At 65.5% G+C, this 23,270-nt stretch carries 27 protein-coding genes; 8 read left to right on the forward strand and 19 right to left on the reverse strand.

Annotated features, from left to right (window positions below):
* Window positions 1-172 precede the first annotated feature (172 nt).
* A complete protein-coding gene (locus CH339_RS00575) occupies window positions 173-784 on the forward strand; it encodes a hypothetical protein (protein ID WP_146610084.1) in 612 nt (203 codons plus the stop codon).
* Here the strand turns inward: CH339_RS00575 and CH339_RS00580 are convergent.
* Entirely contained in the window at window positions 769-1,644 is an 876-nt protein-coding gene (locus CH339_RS00580; RefSeq protein ID WP_111432316.1) for a LysR substrate-binding domain-containing protein, read from the reverse strand. The two genes, CH339_RS00575 and CH339_RS00580, sit on opposite strands and share 16 nt — an antisense overlap.
* Window positions 1,645-1,749: 105 nt before the next feature.
* Here CH339_RS00580 and CH339_RS00585 point away from each other — a divergent pair, with 105 nt between their 5' ends.
* Window positions 1,750-2,184 (forward strand): tautomerase family protein, encoded by a 435-nt coding sequence (locus CH339_RS00585; RefSeq protein WP_111432490.1) that lies wholly within the window; start codon window positions 1,750-1,752, stop codon window positions 2,182-2,184.
* Window positions 2,185-2,263: 79 nt separating this feature from the next.
* The gene (locus tag CH339_RS00590; RefSeq protein ID WP_111432317.1) at window positions 2,264-2,887 is read left to right on the forward strand and encodes a LysE family translocator; all 624 of its coding nucleotides are present in this window, start codon (window positions 2,264-2,266) and stop codon (window positions 2,885-2,887) included.
* A gap of 156 nt (window positions 2,888-3,043) precedes the next feature.
* Here the strand turns inward: CH339_RS00590 and CH339_RS00595 are convergent, their stop codons facing one another.
* Genes CH339_RS00595 through pgsA form a run of 3 tightly spaced genes read right to left on the reverse strand, consistent with a single transcriptional unit; the run spans window position 3,044 to window position 4,350 of the window.
* On the reverse strand, window positions 3,044-3,502 hold the full coding sequence (locus CH339_RS00595) for a molybdenum cofactor biosynthesis protein MoaE (protein WP_111432318.1): 459 nt from the start codon (window positions 3,500-3,502) through the stop codon (window positions 3,044-3,046).
* Window positions 3,503-3,508: 6 nt separating this feature from the next.
* The gene (moaD, locus tag CH339_RS00600; protein WP_111432319.1) at window positions 3,509-3,760 is read right to left on the reverse strand and encodes a molybdopterin converting factor subunit 1; all 252 of its coding nucleotides are present in this window, start codon (window positions 3,758-3,760) and stop codon (window positions 3,509-3,511) included.
* Entirely contained in the window at window positions 3,757-4,350 is a 594-nt protein-coding gene (pgsA, locus tag CH339_RS00605) for a CDP-diacylglycerol--glycerol-3-phosphate 3-phosphatidyltransferase (RefSeq protein ID WP_111432320.1), read from the reverse strand. Before pgsA ends, moaD begins: the two co-directional genes overlap by 4 nt.
* 288 nt (window positions 4,351-4,638) lie before the next feature.
* Here pgsA and CH339_RS00610 point away from each other — a divergent pair, with 288 nt between their 5' ends.
* A complete protein-coding gene (locus CH339_RS00610; RefSeq protein WP_201240928.1) occupies window positions 4,639-5,196 on the forward strand; it encodes a GNAT family N-acetyltransferase in 558 nt (185 codons plus the stop codon).
* Here CH339_RS00610 and CH339_RS00615 read toward each other — a convergent pair.
* The 7 genes from CH339_RS00615 to CH339_RS00645 form a co-directional block, all read right to left on the reverse strand.
* Window positions 5,183-5,569: a hypothetical protein gene (locus CH339_RS00615; RefSeq protein ID WP_111432321.1), complete on the reverse strand. Its 387-nt coding sequence runs from the start codon at window positions 5,567-5,569 to the stop codon at window positions 5,183-5,185. The two genes, CH339_RS00610 and CH339_RS00615, sit on opposite strands and share 14 nt — an antisense overlap.
* A gap of 24 nt (window positions 5,570-5,593) precedes the next feature.
* On the reverse strand, window positions 5,594-5,983 hold the full coding sequence (locus CH339_RS00620) for a hypothetical protein (protein ID WP_111432322.1): 390 nt from the start codon (window positions 5,981-5,983) through the stop codon (window positions 5,594-5,596).
* A 44-nt stretch (window positions 5,984-6,027) separates the two neighbouring features.
* On the reverse strand, window positions 6,028-7,965 hold the full coding sequence (gene uvrC / locus CH339_RS00625) for an excinuclease ABC subunit UvrC (RefSeq protein WP_245408084.1): 1,938 nt from the start codon (window positions 7,963-7,965) through the stop codon (window positions 6,028-6,030).
* Window positions 7,966-8,170: 205 nt separating this feature from the next.
* The gene (locus CH339_RS00630) at window positions 8,171-10,315 is read right to left on the reverse strand and encodes a methyl-accepting chemotaxis protein (protein WP_111432323.1); all 2,145 of its coding nucleotides are present in this window, start codon (window positions 10,313-10,315) and stop codon (window positions 8,171-8,173) included.
* A gap of 250 nt (window positions 10,316-10,565) precedes the next feature.
* A complete protein-coding gene (locus tag CH339_RS00635; protein WP_111432324.1) occupies window positions 10,566-10,934 on the reverse strand; it encodes a dihydroneopterin aldolase in 369 nt (122 codons plus the stop codon).
* A 240-nt stretch (window positions 10,935-11,174) separates the two neighbouring features.
* On the reverse strand, window positions 11,175-11,960 hold the full coding sequence (locus tag CH339_RS00640; protein WP_111432325.1) for an SDR family NAD(P)-dependent oxidoreductase: 786 nt from the start codon (window positions 11,958-11,960) through the stop codon (window positions 11,175-11,177).
* A 79-nt stretch (window positions 11,961-12,039) separates the two neighbouring features.
* Entirely contained in the window at window positions 12,040-13,008 is a 969-nt protein-coding gene (locus CH339_RS00645) for a calcium/sodium antiporter (RefSeq protein WP_111432326.1), read from the reverse strand.
* Between the two features lie 240 nt (window positions 13,009-13,248).
* Between CH339_RS00645 and CH339_RS00650 the strand changes: the two genes are divergently transcribed.
* The gene (locus CH339_RS00650; protein WP_170138333.1) at window positions 13,249-14,256 is read left to right on the forward strand and encodes an ELM1/GtrOC1 family putative glycosyltransferase; all 1,008 of its coding nucleotides are present in this window, start codon (window positions 13,249-13,251) and stop codon (window positions 14,254-14,256) included.
* 374 nt (window positions 14,257-14,630) lie between these two features.
* Here CH339_RS00650 and CH339_RS00655 read toward each other — a convergent pair whose 3' ends face one another.
* The 6 genes from CH339_RS00655 to CH339_RS00680 form a co-directional block, all read right to left on the reverse strand.
* Window positions 14,631-15,470: a polyphosphate kinase 2 family protein gene (locus CH339_RS00655; protein ID WP_111432328.1), complete on the reverse strand. Its 840-nt coding sequence runs from the start codon at window positions 15,468-15,470 to the stop codon at window positions 14,631-14,633.
* Between the two features lie 81 nt (window positions 15,471-15,551).
* Window positions 15,552-16,604, reverse strand: coding sequence for a DUF1176 domain-containing protein (locus CH339_RS00660; RefSeq protein WP_170138334.1), 1,053 nt, complete (start codon window positions 16,602-16,604; stop codon window positions 15,552-15,554).
* Window positions 16,605-16,643: 39 nt separating this feature from the next.
* Window positions 16,644-17,324: a ribonuclease T2 family protein gene (locus CH339_RS00665; protein WP_111432330.1), complete on the reverse strand. Its 681-nt coding sequence runs from the start codon at window positions 17,322-17,324 to the stop codon at window positions 16,644-16,646.
* Between the two features lie 8 nt (window positions 17,325-17,332).
* On the reverse strand, window positions 17,333-17,770 hold the full coding sequence (locus CH339_RS00670; protein WP_111432331.1) for a cytoplasmic protein: 438 nt from the start codon (window positions 17,768-17,770) through the stop codon (window positions 17,333-17,335).
* A gap of 108 nt (window positions 17,771-17,878) precedes the next feature.
* Window positions 17,879-18,727, reverse strand: a complete 849-nt coding sequence (locus tag CH339_RS00675) for a 23S rRNA (adenine(2030)-N(6))-methyltransferase RlmJ (protein WP_111432332.1) — start codon at window positions 18,725-18,727, stop codon at window positions 17,879-17,881.
* An 80-nt stretch (window positions 18,728-18,807) separates the two neighbouring features.
* On the reverse strand, window positions 18,808-19,089 hold the full coding sequence (locus tag CH339_RS00680) for a cold-shock protein (protein ID WP_274609878.1): 282 nt from the start codon (window positions 19,087-19,089) through the stop codon (window positions 18,808-18,810).
* Window positions 19,090-19,273: 184 nt separating this feature from the next.
* On the opposite strand from CH339_RS00680, the gene CH339_RS00685 reads away from it, so the two are divergent.
* Window positions 19,274-19,915, forward strand: coding sequence for an MBL fold metallo-hydrolase (locus CH339_RS00685; protein WP_274609879.1), 642 nt, complete (start codon window positions 19,274-19,276; stop codon window positions 19,913-19,915).
* A gap of 81 nt (window positions 19,916-19,996) precedes the next feature.
* Complete coding sequence (locus CH339_RS00690; RefSeq protein WP_111432334.1) at window positions 19,997-20,713, forward strand: DUF922 domain-containing protein; 717 nt, start codon at window positions 19,997-19,999, stop codon at window positions 20,711-20,713.
* A 4-nt stretch (window positions 20,714-20,717) separates the two neighbouring features.
* Here the strand turns inward: CH339_RS00690 and CH339_RS00695 are convergent, their stop codons facing one another.
* Complete coding sequence (locus CH339_RS00695; protein ID WP_111432335.1) at window positions 20,718-21,089, reverse strand: hypothetical protein; 372 nt, start codon at window positions 21,087-21,089, stop codon at window positions 20,718-20,720.
* Between the two features lie 542 nt (window positions 21,090-21,631).
* Here CH339_RS00695 and CH339_RS00700 point away from each other — a divergent pair.
* A complete protein-coding gene (locus tag CH339_RS00700; protein ID WP_111432336.1) occupies window positions 21,632-22,735 on the forward strand; it encodes an ion transporter in 1,104 nt (367 codons plus the stop codon).
* Window positions 22,736-22,820: 85 nt separating this feature from the next.
* Here CH339_RS00700 and CH339_RS00705 read toward each other — a convergent pair whose 3' ends face one another.
* A complete protein-coding gene (locus CH339_RS00705) occupies window positions 22,821-23,210 on the reverse strand; it encodes a hypothetical protein (RefSeq protein WP_111432337.1) in 390 nt (129 codons plus the stop codon).
* Window positions 23,211-23,270 lie beyond the last annotated feature (60 nt).

Here is a 23,270-nt window from a genome sequence, read left to right on the forward strand (position 1 = left end):
CTCCCGGTCGTTTTGCGTGCGTGGGCCGGCGCGCAGCGAGCCGACCCGTCCGTTCGGCGGATTGCGCGCGCAAAACGGGCCGCTCCGTAGCATTGAAATGTTTGATTGTCGGTAATATTTTATGCAACTAATAACCGATATCAAAAATCGGAAACAAAACAGGAGGGGAACAATGAAGGCAATTCTGGCATCGGCAATTGGGGTCATGTGCCTGTCGGCGGTCGCGGTGGCTCCGGGGCTCGCAAACGAATCGACGCATCAGCGCCACATTATCAAGGTGAATTGCGATCACAGCGAGATCGACAACGAAGAGACCAAGAACACGATTACCGTCGAGTTCTGGCGCGACGATCTGAAGCTCTACGAGACCACGACGAACTATGTGGCCGAAACCTTTCTGGTCTGGTCGGCTCTGAAAGCCGTGGTCAAGCATCCGGAGTTCAAGGAAGGTCCGCCGCAATGCGATTCCAACCAATGGGCGGTTTATATTTCCGAACCGACCCAGTTTCCGGCCCGTGGCAAATACAAGAAGGGCACGGAACGAAACCCGACCCACTTCATCATGCGCACCAGCGGCAAGGATGGATTCTTCATCGACGAGATCGACTACGAGGACGAAGAGAACAAGGAGAACAACGTCGCATTCGGCGCCTCCAACGGCAAGGGCTATTGCCTGTCGAAGGACAGCGGCGACGCCAACCGAAGCTGGAAGAAATACGTGGACGGCTGCTATCCGGCGCTGAAATTCGTTCTGAAGACCGGCAAGGTCTATCCCGTGGATTGAGCAGGCCGCCGGTCCGGCAGGTCTTCGGCGAGGGCGGCGCCGAGGCGCCGGGCGGCGTCGCCGGCCTCCTGCCGCATGCGGATCGAATACTCCGCCTTCGGCAAGGCCGGCAGGTCGAGGGAGGCGGGCGCGGGCGCAAGATCCCCCGCGGCCCAGCGCGGCGTGCGGGCGGTGACGGCAACGCCCGCCGCGACGGCGGCAAGGCAGCCGGCGAGTGACGGGCTGGTGGCGGCGATCCGGTAGCTACGGCTCGCGCTGTCGAGCGCTGAAAGGGCGCCTGCCCGGAACGCGCAGGGCGGATCGATCAGGGCGAGCGGCAGGTCTTTCTGGTCCGCGGCCGCGAGGCCGCCCGGCGCGGCGAGCCAGCACATCGGTTCGGCAAAGACGGCGACCTCGTCGGGCTCCACGGCGTTTCTCAAGACGACCAGGAGGTCGATCTGACCGCTCCGATAGGCCTCTGTCAGGTCCGCCGTGCCGCCGACGCGCAGGTCGAGCCGCACGCGCGGATGGGTGCGGGCGAAGCGGGCGAGCACCTCCGTCAGCGGGCCTTTGGCGAAATCCTGGGTGATGCCGAGGCCGACCCGGCCGTCGATTTCAGCGCCCGCAACGCTCATCAGCGCTTCGCGGTTTGCGGCGAGGATGCGCCGCGCATGGGCGACGAGGCGAGACCCGGCATCGGTCAGCACCTTGCGCCTTCCGTCGTCCCTCAAGAGTGGCACACCGGCCGCTGCTTCCAGCCGTTGCATCTGGGCAGTCACCGCGGAGGGCGTGCGGCCGACGATATCGGCGGCGCGGGCCAGCGTGCCGGTATCGGCAAAAGCGACCAGGGCCTGTAACAGGGTTGGATCGAACGGCTTCATAATTCAATATTATCGAATCTTTGGCGAAGAACAATTCGATTTTATCAAATAAAACCTTCGGGCATGGTCGCGGCATCGCTTCCCACACCGCAAGGATATTTCGACATGCCGCTTCTGACGCTTTCCCTTTCCGCCGCTAAGGACGGCAACCGCGCCGGCAAAGCCGCCCGGATTCTGACCGACCTCACCGCCCGCCATCTCGGCAAGGCGCCCGAGGTCACCGCCGTCATCGTCCACGAGCACGATCCCGCCCGCTGGTTCATCGGCGCCGAACCGCTCGCTGGCGACGTCGCAGCGCGCGCGAGCTTCGCCCTCGACGTCAAGGTGACGGCCGGCACCAACACCAAGGCGGAGATCTCGGCCTATATCGATGCGGTGTTCGCGGCGATGGGCGCGCTCACCGGCGCGGTGCGCACGGAAAGCTACATCGTCGTCGACGAGGTGCCGGCGCCGAACTGGGGCTTCGGCGGGCGGACCCAGGAGCACCGCTTCATCGCCGGCCGGCGGGCCGAGCCGGCGACCGAACTGACGGCGCCGTGAGGCGGATGGATGCCTTGCGAGAAGAGGTCCCGGAGCGCATAGTGCCGGCCGAAAAATGCCCCTTCCTGGATGACACGCCATGAGCCCGGAATTCCTCGTCACCTCCTTCGTCGTCGTGCTGGCGCCGGGCACCGGCGTCCTGTTCACGCTGGCCATGGGGCTGTCGAAGGGGGTCAAGGCCAGCATTGCCGCCGCGTTCGGCTGCACCCTCGGCATCGTGCCGCATATGGCGGCCGCCATCCTCGGACTGGCGGCGCTGTTGCACGCCAGCGCCACGGCGTTCCAGGTGCTGAAGATCGCCGGCGTGATCTACCTGCTCTATCTCGCCTGGACGATGCTGAAGGAGCGCGGCGCGCTGTCCGTGCCGCCGGGGGAGGAGGTGCGCGAGGACGCCACGCGGCATGGCGGGATCATCGTCAAGGCGATCCTCATCAACATCCTCAATCCGAAGCTGTCGATCTTCTTCCTCGCCTTCCTGCCGCAGTTCATCGATCCGGAAAGCGCCGGCGCGACCGGGTCCATGGTGTTCCTCAGCGCCATCTTCATGGCGATGACCTTTGTCGTCTTCGTCGCTTACGGGGTGTTCGCCGCCACCGTGCGCCGCCACGTCATCTCAAGGCCATCGGTATTGGCCTGGATGCGGCGGGCATTCGCCGGCTCGTTCGTGCTGCTCGGGGGCCGGCTGTTGCTGGCGGAGCAGTAGGGGCGAGGGTGTTGCGGGTCGAACCGCTGTTCTGGATTGCTTCGCTGCGCTCGCAATGACGGATTTGCCAACAGTTTCAACGTCATTGCGAGGAGGCCGTCAGGCCGACGCGGCAATCCAGCCCTGCTGCCGGCCGGCGGTCAGCCCAGGAACGGCCTACTCCTTCCAGCGCAGGAGGGCGCTGTCGTCGGCGTCCTTGGCCTCGACCCAGCCGCCGGTCGTGCCGTCCTTCAGGTGTTCCTTCTTCCAGAACGGCGCCCGGGTCTTCAAATAGTCCATCATATATTCGGCCGCCTCGAAGGCGGCGCGGCGGTGCGAGGCGGCGGCGATGACCAGCACGATGGGATCGCCGGGCGCGAGCTTGCCGTAGCGGTGGATGGCGGTGAGGCCGAGAAGCTCCCAGCGGCTTTCGGCCTTTGCCGCGACGCGGCCGATCTCGTCCTCGGCCATGCCCGGATAGTGCTCCAGCTCCAAGGCGGAGAGCCGGCCGTCCTCGTCGCGGACATAGCCGGTGAAACTGGCAAGCGCGCCGATGTCGGCACGGCCGTCGAGCAGTTTTTCACTCTCGGCGGCGAGGTCGAAGGGCTCGGCCTGGATGCGGATCGTGGCAGGCATTGAAACTCAGCCGCCGGTCATCGGCGGGAACATGGCGATCTCGCGGGCGCCGGTTATCGCCGTGTCATGCTCCACATGGACCCGGTCGACGGCGACGCGGATCAATTCGGGCGCCTCGAAGGCGTACTCGAACTCCTCGCCGCGGCCCTTCAGCCAGGCGATGAGGTCGGCGACGGTGGCGACGTCGGCCGGCAGGTCGACGTTTTCCTCGGGCTTGCCGACGCGTTCCCGCAGCCAGGCGAAATAGAGAAGCTTCACGATTCGTCCTCGAACAGGTGGCCGATGCCGGCGCGGAAATAATCGTAGCCGGTATATAGGGTGACGAGTGCCGCGCTCCACAGCAGCGTCAGGCCGATCAGCGTCGTGCCCGGCAGGTAGCGCTCGCCGGCGGGGCCGGCCAGCAGGAAGCCGATGGCGACGAGTTGTACCGTGGTCTTCCACTTGGCGAGCCGCGTCACCGGCACGCTGACCTTCAGCTCGGCGAGATATTCGCGCAAGCCCGAGACCAGGATCTCGCGGCACAGGATGACGATGGCGGCCCAGAGCGACCAGCCGGCGATGGTGCCGTCGGCGGCGAGCAGCAACAGGCATGCGGCGACCAGCAGCTTGTCGGCGATCGGGTCGAGCATGCGGCCGATGGACGACTGCTGGTCCCAGGCGCGGGCCAGGTAGCCGTCGAGGAAATCGGTGATGCTGGCGAGCACGAACAGGATGACCGCCGTCCAGCGGGCGGCGTCGCTGCCCGAAAATTTCCCCTCGCCGAAAAAGCAGACGACGACCATCGGCACCGCGGCGATGCGGCCATAGGTCAGGATATTCGGAAGGCTGTAGGCGTGTGATCGCGGCATGAGGCTCTTGGCGCGGCTTAAGGCTTGGGACGGTGCCTTTGCGGTGCGAGAACACCATGCCCGGCTTTTCGGGTCAATGCGGGAACGCCATCGAATGGCGGCGGCAAGGACGCGCAGGCGAATTCCCGCAACGGGATCGTGGTTTGCCGGGCAAGCCTAAGGCGTGTTTGTGACGGCGCGGTTGCGGTTCGTGTTGTTGGAAAGGCATGTCAGGTATCGGGTGTCGGCGGCTACGAGCGAGGTCTAGGGTCGCTGCGACAGGGATCGAGGCGTTTCGGGGGGGCAATCATGGCAGAGGGTTCGGATCGGTCGGGCATGGTCATCGGCTATGGCTGGGTGCCGGGGGTGGTCGGCGAGATCGTGCGGGCCCATGCCGTCTACTACGCGCGGGAATGGGATTTCGGGCCGGTGTTCGAGGCGAAGGTCGCGGGCGGGCTGGCCGCGTTCCTGGAGCGCTACGATCCGGCGCGCGACCGGCTGGTGCACGCCCATGACGGAGACACTTTTCTCGGCTCCGTCGTCATCGACGGCAGCGACCCGGAGCTGGCGCCCGGCGGGACGCATCTGCGCTGGTTCGTCGTCACGGACGCCGCGCGCGGCCGTGGGCTCGGGCGCCGGCTGATGGACGAGGCCGTCGGGTTCCTGCAATCGTCCGGCGCCGCGTCCTGCTATCTCGACACCTTTGCCGGGCTCGACGCCGCCCGGCATCTCTACGAATCCTGCGGCTTTCGCCTGACGGAGGAGCGCGAGGCGACGAGCTGGGGAACGCCGGTCGCCGAGCAGCGCTTCGTGCTGGATGTCGACGCCTCCGCCGCGGGCGCGGCTCCTTCCCTCACTTGCGGTTGATGTTCCACATCAGGCAGGAATTGGTGCGGTACCGGCCATCGTCGCCGCGCGTTGCCGCGATCAGCGGGCCGTAGTTGCTTTGATAAAAATCGACACCGCAGGTCGCGGACTGGCGGTTGGTGACGATCCGCACCGTTTCGCCGACCTCTCCCTTGACGACGCGGTCGACGCGGAAGGTGGTCTCGCGCTTGCGGCCGCCGGCGAGGCGCGCGTCGGTGGCCTCGCCCTCAAAAACGATGTCGGCCCTGCCCATGGCGTCGGCCTGGCTCACGCGGCGGCAGGAACAGGCGCTGGCCTCATCGGCGGTCGCGGCGAGCACCGACAGGGCGACAAGGCCGCCGAGGAAGAGCGAAACGTACTTGCCATCACGCATGACCGTCTCCTGATGTCGCTGCCGCTACTGCTTTCGAGAAATGTTCAGCATGATGCAGCTATTGGTGATCAGCCGGCCCTTTTCGTCGAGGAAGGCGGCGACGGTGAAGGGGCCGGTGCCTGGTTTGAAGCGCACGGCGCAGACCGAGGGCGGAATGGAGATTTCCGCGCCGTTGGCGTCGCCCTGCCGACCCTTCAGCCATTTGTCGACGGCAAAGACCGTCGTTTCCCATTCGACGCCGTCCTCGTCGGCTTTGGAGACCTTGGTTGGCTTGCCGACGAAGACCACGTCGGCCTCCTTCAGGATCGTCTCGCGCGGCTCCTTCAGGCAGATGCAGCCGCCGCCCTGGCTTGCTGCCGGGCCGGCCGACACAAGGGCGAGGAAAACAAGCGCCGGGATGAGGCGGTGGACCATGGCGACAGCCGAAACACCGGGAAACGGATCGGCCCCTGCCTAGCCTATCCGGCGCCCTCATGGAAGAAGTCGTAGACGATCTGGGCGATGCTTTCGGAAATGCCGGGCACGGATCGCAGGTCGTCGATGCCGGCGCGGCTGACCGCTTTAGCGGTGCCGAAATGGCGCAGAAGCGCGCGCTTGCGGCCGGGGCCGACGCCGCGGATCTCGTCGAGCGGGTTCTTGGTCAGGTCCTTCTTGCGCCGGGCCCGGTGCGAGCCGATGGCGAAGCGGTGGGCCTCGTCGCGCAGGCGCTGGATGAAATAGAGCACCGGATCGCGGGTCGGCAGCATGAAGCTGTCGCGCTCCGGCAGGTAGAAGGTCTCGCGGCCGGCATTGCGCTCCGGGCCCTTGGCGACGCCGACCAGCGGCAGGTCCTCGATGCCGAGCTCGGCGAGCGTCTCGCGCACCGCGTTGAGCTGGCCGCGGCCGCCGTCGATCAGGACGAGGTCCGGCCAGGCGCCGACGGTGTCGCGGTCCTCCTCGCCGTCGCCATTCCCATCGCCGCCGCGCGGTCCGGCCTCCTTCAGCAGGCGCGAGAAGCGTCGTGTCATTACCTCGCGCATCATGCCGAAGTCGTCGCCGGGCGTGATGTCCGTCGACTTGATGTTGAACTTGCGATACTGGCCCTTCACGAAGCCTTCGGGACCGGCAACGATCATCCCGCCCACCGCATTGGTGCCCATGATGTGGGAGTTGTCGTAGACCTCGATGCGCCGGGGCATGGCGTCGAGGCCGAAGACCTCGCCGACGCCTTCCAGCAGCCGCGCCTGGGACGAGGATTCGGCGAGCCGGCGGCCGAGCGCCTCGCGGGCATTGGCATGGGCGTGCTCGACCAGCTCCTTCTTCTCGCCGCGCTGGGGCACGGAGATCTCCACCTTGCGGCCGGTCTTCTCCGTCAGCGCCGCGGCGAGCAGCTCGCGCTCGGCGAAATCGTGGGACAGGAGGATCTGCTTCGGGCACGGCTTGTCGTCGTAGAACTGGGCGAGAAAGCTTTCCAGCACCGCGTCGGCCTCAAGGGTCTTGTCGGCCTTCGGGTAGTAGCAGCGGTTGCCCCAGTTCTGGCCGGTGCGGAAGAAGAACACCTCGATGGCCGTCTGGCCGCCCTCCTGGTGCAGCGCGAAGACGTCGGCCTCCGAGACAGTCTGCGGGTTGATGCCCTGGTGCGACTGGACGTGGGAAAGGGCGGCGAGGCGGTCGCGGTAGACGGCGGCCTGCTCGAAGTCGAGGCGGTCCGACGCCGCCTCCATGGCGCATGCAAGCTCCGCCTTCACCGCCTTGCTCTTGCCGGAGAGGAACGCCGTCGCTTCTTTTACCAGCCGCTCGTAGCCCTCAGCGTCGATCTCGCCGGTGCAGGGACCCGCGCAGCGCTTGATTTGGTAGAGCAGGCACGGCCGCGTGCGGCTGTCATAGACCGCATCGGAGCAGCTTCGGATCAGGAACGCCTTCTGCAGCGCGTTGATGGTGCGGTTGACGGCGCCGGCCGAGGCGAAGGGGCCGAAATATCGCCCTTTTCGCTTCTGGGCGCCGCGGTGCTTGACGATCTGGGCGGCGTCGTGGTCGCCGGTCAGCAGGATATAGGGGAACGACTTGTCGTCGCGCAGGAGCACGTTGAAGCGCGGCCGGAGGCGCTTGATGAGGTTCGCTTCAAGAAGCAGCGCCTCGGTCTCGGTCCGCGTCGTGACGAACTCCATCGTCACCGTCGCCTGGATCATCCGGGCGATGCGGTTCGACTGGCCGGCGAGCTTGGTATAGCTCGTCACGCGCTTCTTCAGGTTCCGCGCCTTGCCAACATAGAGCACATCGCCGTCGCCATTGATCATCCGATAGACGCCCGGCGCATTCGGCAGGCGCTTGACGAAATCGGCGATCACCTCGACGCCGCGGCGCACGGGGGCTTCGGTTTCTGTCTCTTCCGGCTGTTGTTCGGCTTGTTGTGTCACGGGCTTGTTGTTCGGGCGATTCGGTTCGCTGCTATTGCTCGCCCCAGATATAGGACATTTCCGGCGCGAAGGAGGAGGGCGGCGGTGGAAGCCGTTTGGCTGCCGCGCAGCAGGGCCTGGAAATTCCAAAAAAAACGGCGGAGCGCGAAGGCTCCGCCGGGCAGTCGGGAGGAAGAGCTGGCGGCGGGTGCGCCGCTGAAGTCCGTCAGGCGGCGGCGACGCCGTCTAGGAAGCGGTCGACGGCGACGCGCAGTTCCTCGGCCTGGTCGGCGGCGCTGCGCGAGGTGTCGGCGACGCTGTCGGCCGAGTCGGAGGTCCTGGAGACGGCCGTGGTGACGCCGGAGACATTGGCGGCCACCTCGCGGGTGCCGGCCGCCGCCTCCTGGACGTTGCGGGAGATGTCGCCGGTGGCCGCGCCCTGCTGCTCGACCGCGGCGGCAATGGCACTGGTGTAGCCGTTCACCCGTTCCATGATTTCCGAAATCGACTGGATGGCGCCGACGGCCTCGTCGGTCGAGCCCTGGATCTCGCCGATCTGCTGGGCGATCTGCTCCGTCGCCTTGCTGGTCTGGGAGGCCAGCGTCTTGACCTCCGAGGCGACGACGGCAAAGCCCTTGCCCATCTCGCCGGCGCGGGCGGCCTCGATGGTCGCGTTGAGGGCGAGGAGGTTGGTCTGGGCGGCGATGTCCTGGATCAGGTTGACCACCTCGCCGATCCGCTGGGCCGCATCGGCGAGGCCGGAAATGCGCTCGTTGGCGGTGCGCGTGGTGGTGCTGGCCTCCTGGACGACGGCGGTCGTCTCGCCGACCTGGCGGGCGATCTCGGCAATCGAGGCATCCAGTTCCTCGGCGGCGCTGGCCACCGTCTGGACGTTGACCGAGGCCTCTTCGGAGGACGCGGCGGCGCCGGTCGCCTTCTCCGAGGTCTCGTCGGCAACGGCTGACAGGACCCGGGCGGTTTCCTGCATCTCGCCCATGCGGCCGGAGAGCGAACCGAGGATCGTCTGCGAGCGCGCGCGGAAATCGCCGATCAGCCCCTCGATCCGTGCCTGGCGTTCGGCCCGGTCGGCCTGCTCGACCTTGCGCGTCGCGCGGTTATGTTCGCGCTCCACGGCGTTCTGCTTGAACACGATGACGGCCTCGGCCATCTCCTGGATCTCGTCCTTCGTCTCGTAGTCCGGTACCTCGACCTCAAGGTCGTTGTCGGCGAGCCGGCGCATGGTCCCGGCAAGCCGGGAGATCTTGCGGGTGATGCAGCGCGCCGCCAGGAACGCGACCGCAAGCACGACGAGGAATAGCGGAATGCAGATCATCAGGAGCGTGCGGCCGAGCGCGGCCACCGGTGCGTTGGCCTCGCCGGTGCCCTGCAGGGCGGCGAGCGCCCATTTCGTGTCGTGGAAGACGATCGGTGCGGCAACCGCGAGAAACTCCATGTCGCGATAGCCGTCGATCGCGCCGTTGGACGTTTCGCCGGCAACGGCCTCGCTGATGACCGGGCCCTCGATCCGGGTCGTCAGGATATCGTTGGTGTCGGCGCTCCGCGTGGAATCGTTGCGCATCAGGCCGTTGGCGCCAACGAGGACGGTTTCGCCGGTCTTGCCGAGGCCTTCCTGGTCGCCCAGGATCGCGTTGAGCTTGTCGATCGGCATCTGCAACACGATGACGCCGATGGTGTTGCCGTCGGCGACGATGGGCGCGGACAGGAACGCGGCCGGCGCGTCGTTGCTCGGCGCATAGGCCCGGAAGTCGAAGAAGGTGATGCCGTCCGCCGGTGCGCCGAAGCCGCTGCGGAAGGCATTGCCGAGGTCGGTGTCCTTCCAGGGGCCGGTGTTCAAATTGGTCGCGTAGTCGAGCTCCTTGAACACCGTGTAGACCAGGTTGCCCTCGGTATCGAACAGGAAGATGTCGTAGTAGCCGCGGGCGCGCAGCAATTTCCGGAACCACGGGTGATAGGCCGCGTGGACGCCGTCATAGGGTGTCGTTCCGGCGCTGTCCAACTCGTCCTTCTTGCCGGTCGGGTGCGGATTGTCCTCGATATAGGCCTTTTGCAGGGCGGCCGTCGGATCCGCGCCGATCTCCCTCCAGCTCTTCGTGAACGCCTGCACGGCGTCGATCGTCATCGGGCTCGCGGCAAGCGTCTTCAGATCCTCGTCGACGGCCTCGAGGTAATGGGTCAGCTCCGCCTTGCGCGAGCCGGCAACGGCCTCGAGCCGTTCCATGGTCATGTCGTGGGCGTTGGTCGAGGCCGCCCAATAGCTGGCAACGCCGACGGCGACGGTGAGGACGAGGGCCGAGACCGCAACGAGAGCGGGAATCCGGAAAGCCAGACGCTGGAAGGATGTCGGTATCAACGCAGATACTCCAGATCGAACGCGGGGTTTCGGACCTTTTCCAGTACTATTGTTGCCGAACCCTTTAATATAACGTTCAAATCCGTTTTTATTCGAAATAAAATTGAGGAAAAGCGAAAATATACTTTTTATACGGCCACCGCCGGCGTTTTTTTTGCTTACGAGAACGTGCCGTCGCACATTGCCGGCGCAACCGCCGGGGCCCCGTCGCCGAAAGCCTGCGGCGGCCGACGCCGTCCACGCTGGCGCGTCAGCGCCGCGCCTCCATCCGGCAGCCGACCGACTTGCAGTCCGGATAGACGTCGAGCTTGCGCGTCGAGACGGTGGCGGCCAGCACCTCGGGCCGCGAGAACAGCATCGCCAGGATGTCCCGGCAAAGGGTTTCCTGGAGATTGTAGCGCCGGGTCTGGACGAGGCCGTGGATGCCGTTGCGGATGAAGTCGTAGTCGAGCACGTGGTCGATCGCATCGCCCTTGGCGCCGTCGACGACCGCATCGACCTCGATGTCGACATTGATCAGCACCCGCTGCGGGGCGCCGATCTCGTGGTCGTGGATGCCGATGTCGATGGTGACCTCGAAGTCTTCCAGGAAGAGCGCGACGGTTGTTTTTTGTCTCACGGCTGTTCCTTGCTTACGCTCGGGCCGGCGACGGCGCGGCGCAACGGCGCCGGCGGGCGGGCGGCCTCGCGATCCCTTCGGGCTCGTTTTTTTCGCTCACGGCCGGGCGCTCGCTTGCGCTCGCTGGCCTCCGCGGGGGCGGCGCATCGGCGCCGGCGGCCGTTCGGCCTTGCGACCCCTTCGGGGCCGTTTGTGAGGATACGGCCAGGCGCTCGCTGGCCTGCGCCAGGGTGGAGATGTTCATTTCTGCCGCTCGGTCATGAAGGCGACGTCGCGCTCCAGCTTCATCAGCTTCTGGCCGCCGTCGACGGTGATGACTTCGCCGTTGAGGGTGCGCGATTCCACGATGAAGCGGGCGGTGCGGCAGATGTCCTCCACCTCGATCGCGCGCTTCAGCGGGTTCATCGCCTTGGTCTCCTCATAGTCGTCGTCACTCTGAACGCCCGAGACGAAGGTCACCCCCGGGGCGATGCCGCAGACCCGCACATGGGGGGCGAGCGCCATCGCCATCAGCTCGGTGGCGCCCAGGAGCGCGTATTTGGAGATCGAATAGGAAAAATAGTCCGGGTTCGGCGCGAACACCTTGTTGTCGAGCATGTTGACGATGACGCCTTCGCCGCCGCGGTCGCGGACCAGTTCGGCAAAGCGGCGCGACAACAGGATCGGGGCGGCGGCGTTGACGTGGAAATGCTTTTCCAGCGTCGCCGGCTCGGAGGTCCAGGCCTCGTCATATTCGAACATGGAGGCGTTGTTGATGAGCGCGGTGAGCGGCGGGCTGTCTGCTGCGAGTTTTTCGAAGAACGCGTCATAGGCGGAAAAATCGGTGAGATCGAAGGCGAGGATGCGGCCGTCGCCGCCGGCCTTCTTGACCTCTTCCAGCGTATCCGCCGCCTCGCCGAGCGAGGTGTTGACGTGGATGGTGACGAACCAGCCGGCCGCGCCGAAGGTCCTGGCGAAGGCACGGCCCATGCGCTTGGCGGCGCCGGTGATCAGGATATGGCCGGGCGTTTTTGCGTCTTCTGCCATGTGGCGGTCCCCCCGAGTAGTGTTCGAGGGTTCTAAAATAAGGGGCGTCACGGCATTATCAATCGCCGGATGCGGCCTCTCAGGCGGCGCCGATCTGGAAGACGATGACGATGTAAAGCGCGTAGCCGGCGGTCATGGCGATGCCGGTGACGCGGCCGATGGTGGCGGAAAAGGCGGCAAAGAGCAGGATCAGCACGGAGGTCGCCAGCATCGCCCAGATGTCGAAGCTGACGATCTCGGCCGGCACCGCGATCGGCGCGATGAGCGCGGTGGCGCCGATGATCGCCAGGAGATTGAAGATGTTGGAGCCGACGATGTTGCCGACGGCAACGCCGGTGTGACCGCGCACCGCCGACATGAGGGTGGTGGAGAGTTCCGGCAGCGAGGTGCCCAGCGCCACGATGGTGAGCGCGATGGCGGTGTCGGAGACGTGCCAGGCGCGGGCGATGGAGACGGCGCCGTTGATCGTCAGTTGCGCGCCGACGGGCAGTGCCGCAAGGCCGGCGACCAGGAAGAATATGGCGACGGCGAGCCGGCTCGGCACACCGCCGACCTCGTCGTCGATGGCTTCCAGCTCGTTGCGTCGCCGGTCGCGCCGTGCCTTGCGGGCGACGTTGACGGAAGCGGTGAGGAATATCACGAGGAGGGCGAGGAGCATGACGCCGGCCGCCCGGTCGATAACGCCGAAATAGCAGAACAGCGCGAACACCAGCGACACGGCGATCATGAAGCTGGCACTGCGGGTGACGCCCTCGTCGCCGCAATAGGTGGCGGCGAGGATCGACGGCAGGCCGAGGACGAGGAGCACATTGGCGACGTTGGAGCCGACCACGTTGCCGATGGCGATGCCGCCGGCGCCGTCCAGGGCGGCGCGGACCGAAATGACGAATTCCGGGGCCGAGGTGCCGAAGGCGACGATGGTCAGGCCGATGATCAGCGAGGGAATGCCGAGGCGCTGTGCCAGACTGACGGACCCGCGAACGAGGACGTCGCCGGCGATCAGGAGGATAGCGAGACCGCCGAAGAGACTGGCAAGATCGAGGAGCATCAAACCCGTTCGAGCTGTCGCCCCGCATCGGGCCCTGAAGGATGCCGGAGAGGGTGCGTTTCGTGGATGGCCTGGTAAGCCGGATTGCCCGCCTATATAGGCGCGGCGATGTCGGATAGAAACCACCCGGAGTGCGGTTTCCCGTGCAGGGCTGCCGTGCAACCGCAGAGCGGGCCGGGCGCGGGACCACGAATGCATCGGCGCTGTTGCGGGCGCGGGGGCTGTGCTATCGCCGGTGCCATGACGGCAAAAGTCCTTTTCCTCAGCGATTCACGGCCGGGCCATTATCATCAGAGCGAGGGCGCGATCCGCGCGCTGAAGCGGCTGGTTCCGGTCACGGTCGAGCGCGTGCAGGTGAAAAGCCCCGGCTGGCTGCGCGGGCATCGGCAGCGGCAACTGGTCTCGCTCATGTCGTTTTCGCCGGCGCTTGCGTTGAGGCTTGCCCACGGGCTCGACCTTGCCGCCATCGCGCGGCCCGACATCATCGTCTCGGCCGGGGCGGAGACGATGGCCGCCAACGCGCTGCTCGCCCGCCATTTCGCAGCCAGGAACATCTTCATCGGCTCGCTCAGGGAGATGGCGGAGGACCGGTTTTCGGCGGTGCTCGCCATCTATCCGAGCCAGGCGGTGCGGGCGAACCATATCCTGACCCTGAAGCCGCCGCCCTTCGAGCCCGACGATCTTCCCGCGCCGCAGCGGCCGAAGGGGACGGATCTCGCAGGGCTCACGGCGGCGCTGTTCGTCGGCGGGCCGTCGGGCAGCCATTCCTGGGGCGCGGCCGACTGGGAGCGGCTCGAAACCCTTGTCCGGGAAACGGGCAGAGCAGGGCTCTCCTGGACGCTGACCAATTCCCGGCGCACGCCCCATGCGGCGTCGGACATGCTCCAGCGCCTTGCCGCCGAAGAGCCGTCCGTTGCCGGCTTTGTCGATATCCGCGCGGCGGGAGCCGGCTCGGCCCATCGGCTCTTTGCCGCCGACATCCTTGCGGTCACGGAGGATTCCGCGACCATGCTGATGGAGGCAGTGGCGGCGCGCCGCCCGGTCGTCGCCCTGGTGCCGGAGCGCCGGACGGCGACGCGCGACGACGAGGCGATCGATGCCCTTGAAGGCGCGCGGCGCCTGGTGCGCCTGCCGCTCGCCGAGGCCGACGGCGCGCGGTTCGGGGACGCGGTCCTTGCCGGTGAACCGCTTGCGGAGAATCCGCTCGATGCGCTGGCGGAGAAGCTGAGGCCGGTGCTCGGGCTTTGAGGTTTTTGTCGCTCACGCCGGCTCGCTGCGCTCGCGGCTCCGCGAGGGCGGCGCAACGGCGCCGGCGGCCGGTCGGCCTTGCGAAGCCTGACGGCTTCGATGGTCGCTGCTCGGGACAAATCGCACTTCGGCGCGATCTCGTGTTCGTGTTGCTGCGGGCGCGGGGTTTGTAGCTCCTGGATTGCCGCGTTGGCCTATCGGCCTCCTCGCAATGACGTTGAAAGCATTGATAAAACCGTCATTGCGAGCGGAGCGAAGCAATCCAGTAACGGCCCTTGCGACGACCGCCTGCGTACCGTGTCGACAGGGGCAACGGACTACGGCCTTCCGCTTCGCTGCAGCCGGGGTGACGACCGCCCGGTGCCCTGCCGCTCCTACTCCGTCCGGCCGGCGAGATTGGCGACGAGGTCGGGGTCGAGGTCGAAGATGTTGTTGGCTTCCAGCAGCGTCTTCTGGTCGAGCGGGCGGGGGCCGAGTTCGACGTCCTTGGCGAGCTTCTGGCAGATCGTCGATATGATCTCGATCCGCGCATAGCGCTTGTCGTTGGCGGGCACCAGGTGCCAGGGCGCGATCCTGGTCGAGGTCTTGTCGAGCATCTCCTCGATGGCCTCGATATATTCCGGCCAGCGCTTGCGGTTGCGAAAATCCTCGTAGCCGAGCTTCCAGCGCTTGATGGGGTCGCGCAGGCGCTCCTCGAAGCGGCGGAGCTGCTCCTCCGGCGTGATGTGGAGGAAGAATTTCAGCACCCTGGTGCCGTCCTCGACCAGCAGCCGCTCGAAGTCGTTGATCTCGTCGAAGGCGCGCTGCCATTCGGTCGTGGTGGCGAAGCCCTCGACCCTCTCGACCATCACCCGTCCGTACCAGGAGCGGTCGAAGATCGAGATCGTGCCCTTCGGCGGCAGGCGCTCCCAGAAGCGGGTCAGGTAGTGGCGCTCGCGGTAGTAGTCGCGCGGCGCGGCGATCGGCCAGACCTTGACGCCGCGCGGGTCGAGCAGTGCCATCATGCGGCGGATGGTGCCGCCCTTGCCGGCGGCGTCCCAGCCCTCGAAGACGAGGACGGCGGCGTCGCCGGAAAACAGGTAGGCCTGCTGGATCTGCCGCAGTTCCTCCTGAAGCTTGCCGAGCTTGTGGTGGTACTTCTTCTTCTTGATCGTCTTCGTCATGTCGAGGGACGCCAGATGTCCCTTGCCGCCGCTGTTTTTCTTGTTTGCCATCGTCGGTTCGTACCGCCCCCCGAATGTCTGTGCTGTCGGTGAAATCATCGGGACATTTTGCGCAGGGCGCAAGAGCGTCCGCTATTTCGCCGGATAGACCTTCGGCCAGCCGCCGGGTCCGCCGCTGCCGTTGCAGCGGTTCGGGGCGGAAAACTCCCGCATGGCGAAGGCGTAGTTCTTCCAAACCCAGGTGCCGGAATGGCCGCAGTCGCCGGCGCCGCGCGCCTTGTAGGCGCTGGTCAGCTCCTTGGTCTCTTCGTTGAAGGCGATGTTGAAGAGGGTGTCGGTGCCGACCCAGCCGTAATCGCCGTTGAAGGCCGCGAAATAGAGCGGTTCGATGCCGCCGATCTCGCCGGTCTCCACGATGTAGAGCCGGTAGCCGACATTGTTGCCGCCGGCGGTGCAGGGCAGCGCGTAAAGGGTCGCGGTCTTGGAGACGGCGCCGATGACCGGATCGAAGCCGCTCATGTGTTCGGAGTTCGGGTCCTCGCAGGTGCTCGCGGCGCGGTGGCGGGCGAGCAGATGCGGCGGCACGCCGAGGCGGGCGATGGCGGCGGCGTTGTCGATCTTCGGCGCCGGGCTCAGATGGTTGGGCGGGCCGGCAAGGAGCGGGCTGCCGAGCCGCCCCTGGGCCTCGTCGATCCACAGAAGCGCGTCCGCAACGCCGGCGAGCGGGAAATCGACGTCGTGGGGCGTACCGGAGACGTCGAGGAAGGTGAAGCGCAGGCTCTCGCCGGCGAGCATCTGGCCGATCAGGATGTTGAGCGTTCCGTCGTCGACGATGAAGAAGTCGTTGACCGTGCCGAAGGGCGCGTAGCCGCGTTCGGGCTTCAGCGTCAGCGGCGGGTTGTCGTCGACGCGGACCTCGGCCGGACGGTCGCGGTCGGCAAGGACCGCTATCGTGGAGATGGAGATCGTCCAGGCGGAATCCGCCTTGGCGGTGCGGCCGACCCTGAGCGCGAAGCGGGCGTCATAGCCGCCGCTTGCCTTGCCGACGAGGCTTGAGGCGATGCAGCCGTCTTCCTCTTCGCAGACGGCGGACCAGTCGTCGAAGGTGCTTTCCTCGGCGCCGGCAGGGGAGCCGGCAGTCAGGATCAACGCCGCAATCGCGGCGGCAAGGTGTGTCTTGGCCATCATTGCCTCCTTCCAGGCCCGATCAACGCGCCGGACGGCTTAAGGGTTGCGCTTTGCCGCGTTCCGGCGCGACGGCGGCATGACCACCCGGTCGCGCCGGCAGGCGCGGCGGTCGACGGCGCGGCAGGGCCGGAAGTCAAGCTCGCGGGTCATGCAGATGCGGACCTCGCGCAGCCGCCGCCGGTCGCAGGTAACGGCGATGGCGCCGGCTTCAAGCCCTGGATTGGCGGCGCGAAAGGCCTTTTCCACCAGGTCCGGATCGACCATGCGATAGTCATCGAGATGGACGAGGGCCGGCGGCACGACAACCCGTTTGCGGGCCGCGCGCATGCGCTCCAGGTAGCCGACCGGCGAGAGGCCCGAACAGGTGCCGTGCTTCTTCCATTCGTGGCGGACGAGGTCGCGGCTCGGCATGATGTCGAGCATGCCGGTCACCTCGTGCTCGGTCAGGCGCCGGAAGTCACGCATGTGGCAGTAGTCCGGCCAGCCTTTCTCATATTGCGGCCAGAGGCCGTGGACGACGAAGGCATAGGGGCGCTTCGAGCCGCACTGGAAGCGGTCGGCGCGCGCGCCTTCGGCCTCGCAGTAGCTCGGCGACCAGGACAGCGACAGCACATAGTAGTCGAAGACGCCGGGCCGTCCGTCGGCGAGCGACGGCACCGGCCGCAGCACCTGGGCGGCGATGACGGCGAGGATTGCGACCGAAAGGGCGCGAAGCATCGGACGGGTTATGGCCGTACCGTGCGGCACTTGGCGTCGTGCACGTACCAGGGATCGAGGCCGCGGATGCAGAATTCGACGCCGCGCCACAGGGCGACGAAGCCGGCCTCCTCCTCGATCATGTAGTACATCGTCCGGTGGCTGAGGTCGGAGAGGTGGACCCGCGCGCGGCAATAGCGGCGCACCAGCGGGCTCGGCCGGTTGGAGATGAGGGCAAGCTGCTGCACCTGGTCGATCTCGTCGATGGCCTGGATGCCGCTGTAGAAATCGCGGTCGGCATGGGCGAAGCGATGGGTGATGGAGCGGAAGACGCCGGGGCTGTCGCAGGCCGGCACGTGGCGGTCCGGATCGGGATCGTTGCTGTGGTTCCAGAAGAAGGCCGAGGCCGGAAGGGCGCCGAGCGCAAGCAGCGCGGCAGCAAGGACAAGGCGGGCGATACGGCTCATGACGGGCCCCTGGCAAGGTCTTTCCGATTGTGACGCGACGATGGGCCAGCGGCCGCGCGGCGTCAAGCGGAAGGGCTGATATGCGCGCGAAATGGCCGGACGGTGTGGCTATTCGGGAACGAGCCAGTCGAGGCGGTGGCCGGCGCCGGGGCCCGTGGCCAGCGTCTTCTGCAGCCAGGGCAGCAGCAGCTTCAGTTCGTCGGCGAGCGTATAGGGCGGATTGACGACGAGGAGGCCGCAGCCGGTGAGCGGGCCGTCCTTGTCGCCGCTCGCGACCTGGAACTCCGCGCGCAGCACCCGGCGGATGCCGGAGGCTTTGATGTCCTCGTGGAAATGGCGCACCTTCGTCGCGTCCTTGATCGGATACCACAGGAGATAGATACCGGTCGGCCAGCGGTGGTGGGCCTTTGCCAGCCCGTCGGCGAGCGTTGCGAACTCTTCGGTTTCCTCAAAGGCCGGGTCGACCAGGACGAGGCCGCGCTTTTCCTTCGGCGGCACGAAGGAGCCCAGCGCCAGCCAGCCATCCAGTTCCACAGCCTTAATGCGTCGGTCGCCGGCATAGAGCGCAAAGAGGGCCTCGTAGTCGCGCGGGTGCAGTTCGACAAGGGTGAGGCGGTCGTTGCGGCGGGTCAGGCGCCGGGCGATCTCCGGCGAGCCGGGATAGGCGGCAACGGCATCGTCGCTATTGAGGTCGCGGATCGTCTCGAAATAGGGCTCCAGCAGCGCGGCGATATTTTCCGGGATCTCGGCTTCGATCAGCCGGCCGATGCCGCCCTGCCATTCGCCGGTGCGCAGGGCCTCGTCGGAAGAAAGGTCGTAGACGCCGAGGCCGGCATGGGTGTCGATGACCCTGAACGCTGCCGGCTTCCGCTTCAGATAGTCGAGGACGCGGGCGAGCGTTGCGTGTTTGACGACGTCGGCGAAGTTGCCGGCGTGGAAGGCGTGGCGGTAGTTCATGAAGGGGCCTCTGGTACGGCGTTCCGGCGCCGCGATCCGCCCCTACCTGCCGCGCCGCGGCGGCAAATGCAAGCCGATGATCAATCCTCCAGGCGAAGCCCGACGGCCTTGGGGCCACGGCCGCGCCGGTCCGGCTCGGTCTCGAACGAGATGCGCTGGCCGGAATCGATGGTGCCGAGGCCGGAGCGCTCCACTGCGGAGATATGAACGAAGATGTCGACCTCGCCCATGTCCGGCTTGATGAAGCCGAAGCCCTTGTCCGCCTTGAAGAATTTCACCGTTCCGAACTGCCGCGGGCCGCGCTCGGCCGGGTCGTCGTCGGGGCGGCGCGACATGCGCTCGCTGAATCCGTAGTCGCTCATTGTCCTGGTCGCCGTTTTTCGTCTCGCCCGCCGGAGGCGGGCATATCGAGGTCATACGATAGCGGCGCTCTATGACCGTTTGGTGAGACCTTGATGGCACCAATGGGGCGGGTGGTGCGCGCCGCTGCCGCATTGTGTATCGTGGCGCCGCCCGACCCCTGCCGCTTTCCCGAAAGGACCTTTCATGTCGCCCATGAACGCCATCGTCGTGCCCGTCACCGCCTTCCAGCAGAACTGCACGATCCTGTGGTGCACGGCGACGATGAAGGCGGCGATCATCGATCCGGGCGGCGACGTCGAGGGCATCAAGGAGGTGATCGCGGAAAAGGGCCTGACGCCGGAAAAGGTGCTCCTGACCCACGGCCATCTCGACCATGCCGGCGGCGCGGCGGAGCTTGCCGAGGCCTATGGCATTCCCGTCGAGGGCCCGCATGTGGACGACACGTTCCTCTTGGAGAGCCTTGCGACCCAGGGCCGCGACTTCGGCGTGCCGGCGGAAGGGCGCAACGTCACGCCGGATCGCTGGCTCGGCGACGGCGATACGGTCACCGTCGGCGATCTGACCTTCAAGGTGCTGCATTGCCCGGGCCATACGCCCGGCCATGTGGTGTTTTTCCTGGAGAGCGGCCGGTTCCTGATCGCCGGCGACGTGCTGTTTCAGGGCTCGATCGGGCGCACGGATTTTCCGCGCGGCGACCATGCCGCCCTGATTTCCTCAATCAAGGACAAGCTCTATGCGCTCGGCGACGACGTCGCCGTCTTGCCCGGCCACGGGCCGATGACCACCATCGGCGAGGAGCGCAAGACCAACCCGTTCCTGCAATAGGCGGGTACGGCCGGCTTAGGCGTGGCGTCGGCGCCCATCGGCGCTATAGTGGTCTTCGACAATGGATGAAAAGGGCCACGAATGGCAGGCCGGGCGCACAAGATCGCAATCGGGATCGCAGCCATCGCAGTGCTGGCGATGCCGGCCGGCGCGGCCCCGGTTATGGGCAAGACCGTCTACAAGCACTACGCGGTGCGCGGCGAGACGCCGGCGGAAATCATCGTCGACATCTGGCGCCAGCGGCGGGTCAATCGCGGCGACTTTTCGATCGCCAGCATCCAGACCTCGGTCGAGCCAAGCGGCCGGCTGCAGTCCGGAAAGACGTGTAAGGTCAAGGATTTCTCGGTCAAGACAAGCTACGTCATCACGCTGCCGCGGCATGTGGGCGAGCGCCGGCTGAAGAGCCGCACGCGCCGGCTCTACCGCGCCTTCATCAAGAACGCGCGCAAGCACGAATTGACCCACCGGGCGATCTACGAGAAGTGCATGACGCGGTTCGTGCGCTCGGTCCGGCAGATGACGCCGCAGAGGTCCTGCGCGGCCGCGCGGCGGGTGATCACGCGGATCGCCAAGCTGGAGAGCCTGCGCTGCCGGGCGGAGAACCTTGCCTTCGACAAGCGCGAATACGCCAAGTCGGCGCGGCTGCCGCTGCTGCGCCAGGCGCTCGCCGACACCGAGGCGCTAAAGGCGGCGCGGCTGTCCACCGGCCGCATCAACGTCTTTGCCGGCGACGCCGGGGCGTTCTCCTCCTCCGCCGTGCTGCTGCGCCGCCACAACAGGGCGATGGAGAACAAGTAGACGGCTATTTGGTGCCGGCGGCGCGGGCGACGACGCCCATGCGCAGGCGCACGGATTTCGGCACCTTCATGTCCGCCAAGAACTGGTCGGTGCGGGTGAAGCCGCACAGGTCGCGCTGGATGACGGTGTACCAGAGCGTCTCGCCGGCGGCGTCGATGAGGTTCGCGTGCTCTTGCCGGCGCGGGTCGTCCTCGGGGAGGGCGTGCGTGGGAAGGTCCGCCTCGAAGGCTTTGAGCCTCTTCAGGCGCTTTTCCAACTCCCGCAACAGCCGCCCGAGCGTCCCGGCCTTTTCCTCCATCACCTCCCGGTCGATCGACGCGGTCAGCGGATCGGTCAGGCCCCTGGGGGCGTAGAGAGAGGGCGGACGGACGGACATGGGGGAAGGATCGGGGGCGGGGGAGGCGAGGTCAAGGGGGAGTTAGGGGTTGGAAGGGCGGGCGGCCCGCCTCTCCGCCGATGCCGCCCCTGACGCAAGCATGCCACGCCCATAATGCCCGCATCGGCCGCTCCGATTGGGCTTGCGGCATCTGGCTCCGCTGTCCCCCACACTCGGCGTCACCACCGTGCTCGACACGGTGGTCCATGATGCCTCGCGGTTGGTAACGACGGGAGCGATTGCAGCCACAGCCTCATGGATTGCCGTGTCAAGCACGGCAATGACGCCGGGGACGGTGGCATGGGCCGTGCCATCCGGGTTCGTTCCCCGTCATGCGCGGCGCGACATCCGATGCCACTGTCTATTCGGTATGTTGGAGAAGGGCGCGACGGCCGTTGCTGGATTGCTTCGCTGCGCTCGCAATGACGGAAAGGGGAAAGCAGGTCCTCAGCGACCGGTAGACGGGCACCGCTCAGATCATTGACAACCGCGAAAGTGCGCGCACTATCGGCGAAGTTCTATTTCTGGGCGAACCCGTTGGCATGTTGCGTTTCTTCGACAGGGCTCTCAACGCTCAAGGAAGTCGGGAATATGTTGTCTTCAACTACATTCTCCTCGTCCTGATATTCCTTTCCATTTTCCTCCTTGTCGTCGAGGTTCGTTACAAGGACGACATCGGCCCGCAAATGGCGGTGGTCGTCGACGTGGCCGATTACGTCATCGTCATTGTTTTCGCCGTCGAATATGTCCTCCGGGTCGCGCTAGCAGAGAAACCCAAGAAATACGTTTTCAGCTTTTACGGGATCGTCGATTTTCTTGCTGTCTTTCCCTCCCTGCTCATCTTCGCCTTCGGGGGCGTTGTCAGCGTCGGGTTCTTCCGGGTCCTGCGGTTGTTTCGTCTGTTCCGGATTTTGAAGATCGTCCGGTTCCGGCGCGAGCAGGATCCCTTCTGGAAGGGCGTTCTGGCGCAGACGGCTCCCTACATGGCGATCGGCATGGCCTTGAAGATCGTCGTGTTCGCGTTCGAGGACCAGCGATGGGTTCCGGAGATCGGAAACCTCGGTACCGTGATTGCGGTGGTTGGTTTCTCGATCGGCGTCCTGCTCGGATCGAAGCTCGGCGTTGCGCAGACCCGTCTGCACAAGTTCGAAGACAGCCTGATCGAAACCATTGGCCTGTTGGAGAGCATCCAGACGACCGTCGACAGGAGCCTGATCCGGGAATGGACCGCGCAGTTGGAGACCTATTTCCGAACCGGCGAGAATCCGGACGGTTTCTGGGATGTGCATGATCGGCTCATACTGAAGATGCAGGAAGCGAATATCGGCGCGCCGATCCGGGCATCGATCAATCAGAAGGTCTCGTACATCGTCTTTCGCATGAAGACCGAAACACCGCGCATCTACGACGAGTTCCTGCAGCGAATTCTGATCTTCTATGCACTGGCCGTCATTATTTCGATTCCGGGCTTTTTCGGTTTTCTCAGCATCATTTTGATCTGCTACGTGCTTGGGGGCATGTATTTCGTCATCTGCGATATTGACCAGCCGATCTCGCACAGCCGGACGGCGCAGATCGATGCGGATATCTCGCCATTGCTCGACTACATGAAGCGACTTGGTGTGGAGCCGGGGCTTTCGGCCTGACGATTGGCTGTTGCTTCGAGGCTCCAACGGCACGATGGAAATTGAAGTGCTGAATTCACGAAAAGGGAAAGCAAAGATATTGCGCTCATATTTTTTTCGAAAAGAGAATGTTGAAAATTAGGAAGGTGACTATTCCAAAGCCAAAAATCATGAAGTCATTTATGACGAATAAGTTGGTTTCGAAAACCGAAAGTGCCACTCCTATTGCGAAAGCCAAATAGAATAGAAACGCAGTTGAGCGAATCCAAAAACTCAATTTCGCATAGGAAATCCAAAAGTGAACAATGGACAAGGCCAATGCCGCTAATTGGAAATAGAAAAACTGCGAATTGCCGACGTTCGTTGGTGCTTCATCATATTTGTATACCCAGAGGGGTGCTATAAGGTTAAGGGCAGGAAATAATATCGCGCTTTGCTCGACGAACTCTTTTTTCGTGTATAGCGGAGGAGGTTTGCTGGTCTCGCCATCTGTCATTTTTCACCCCTCCGTCTATCAATCTTCTCTCTGCTCAAAAAATCACGACGCCGCGGCCGG

Origin of the sequence: Rhodobium orientis (assembly GCF_003258835.1) — a bacterium.
GTDB lineage: Bacteria > Pseudomonadota > Alphaproteobacteria > Rhizobiales > Rhodobiaceae > Rhodobium > Rhodobium orientis.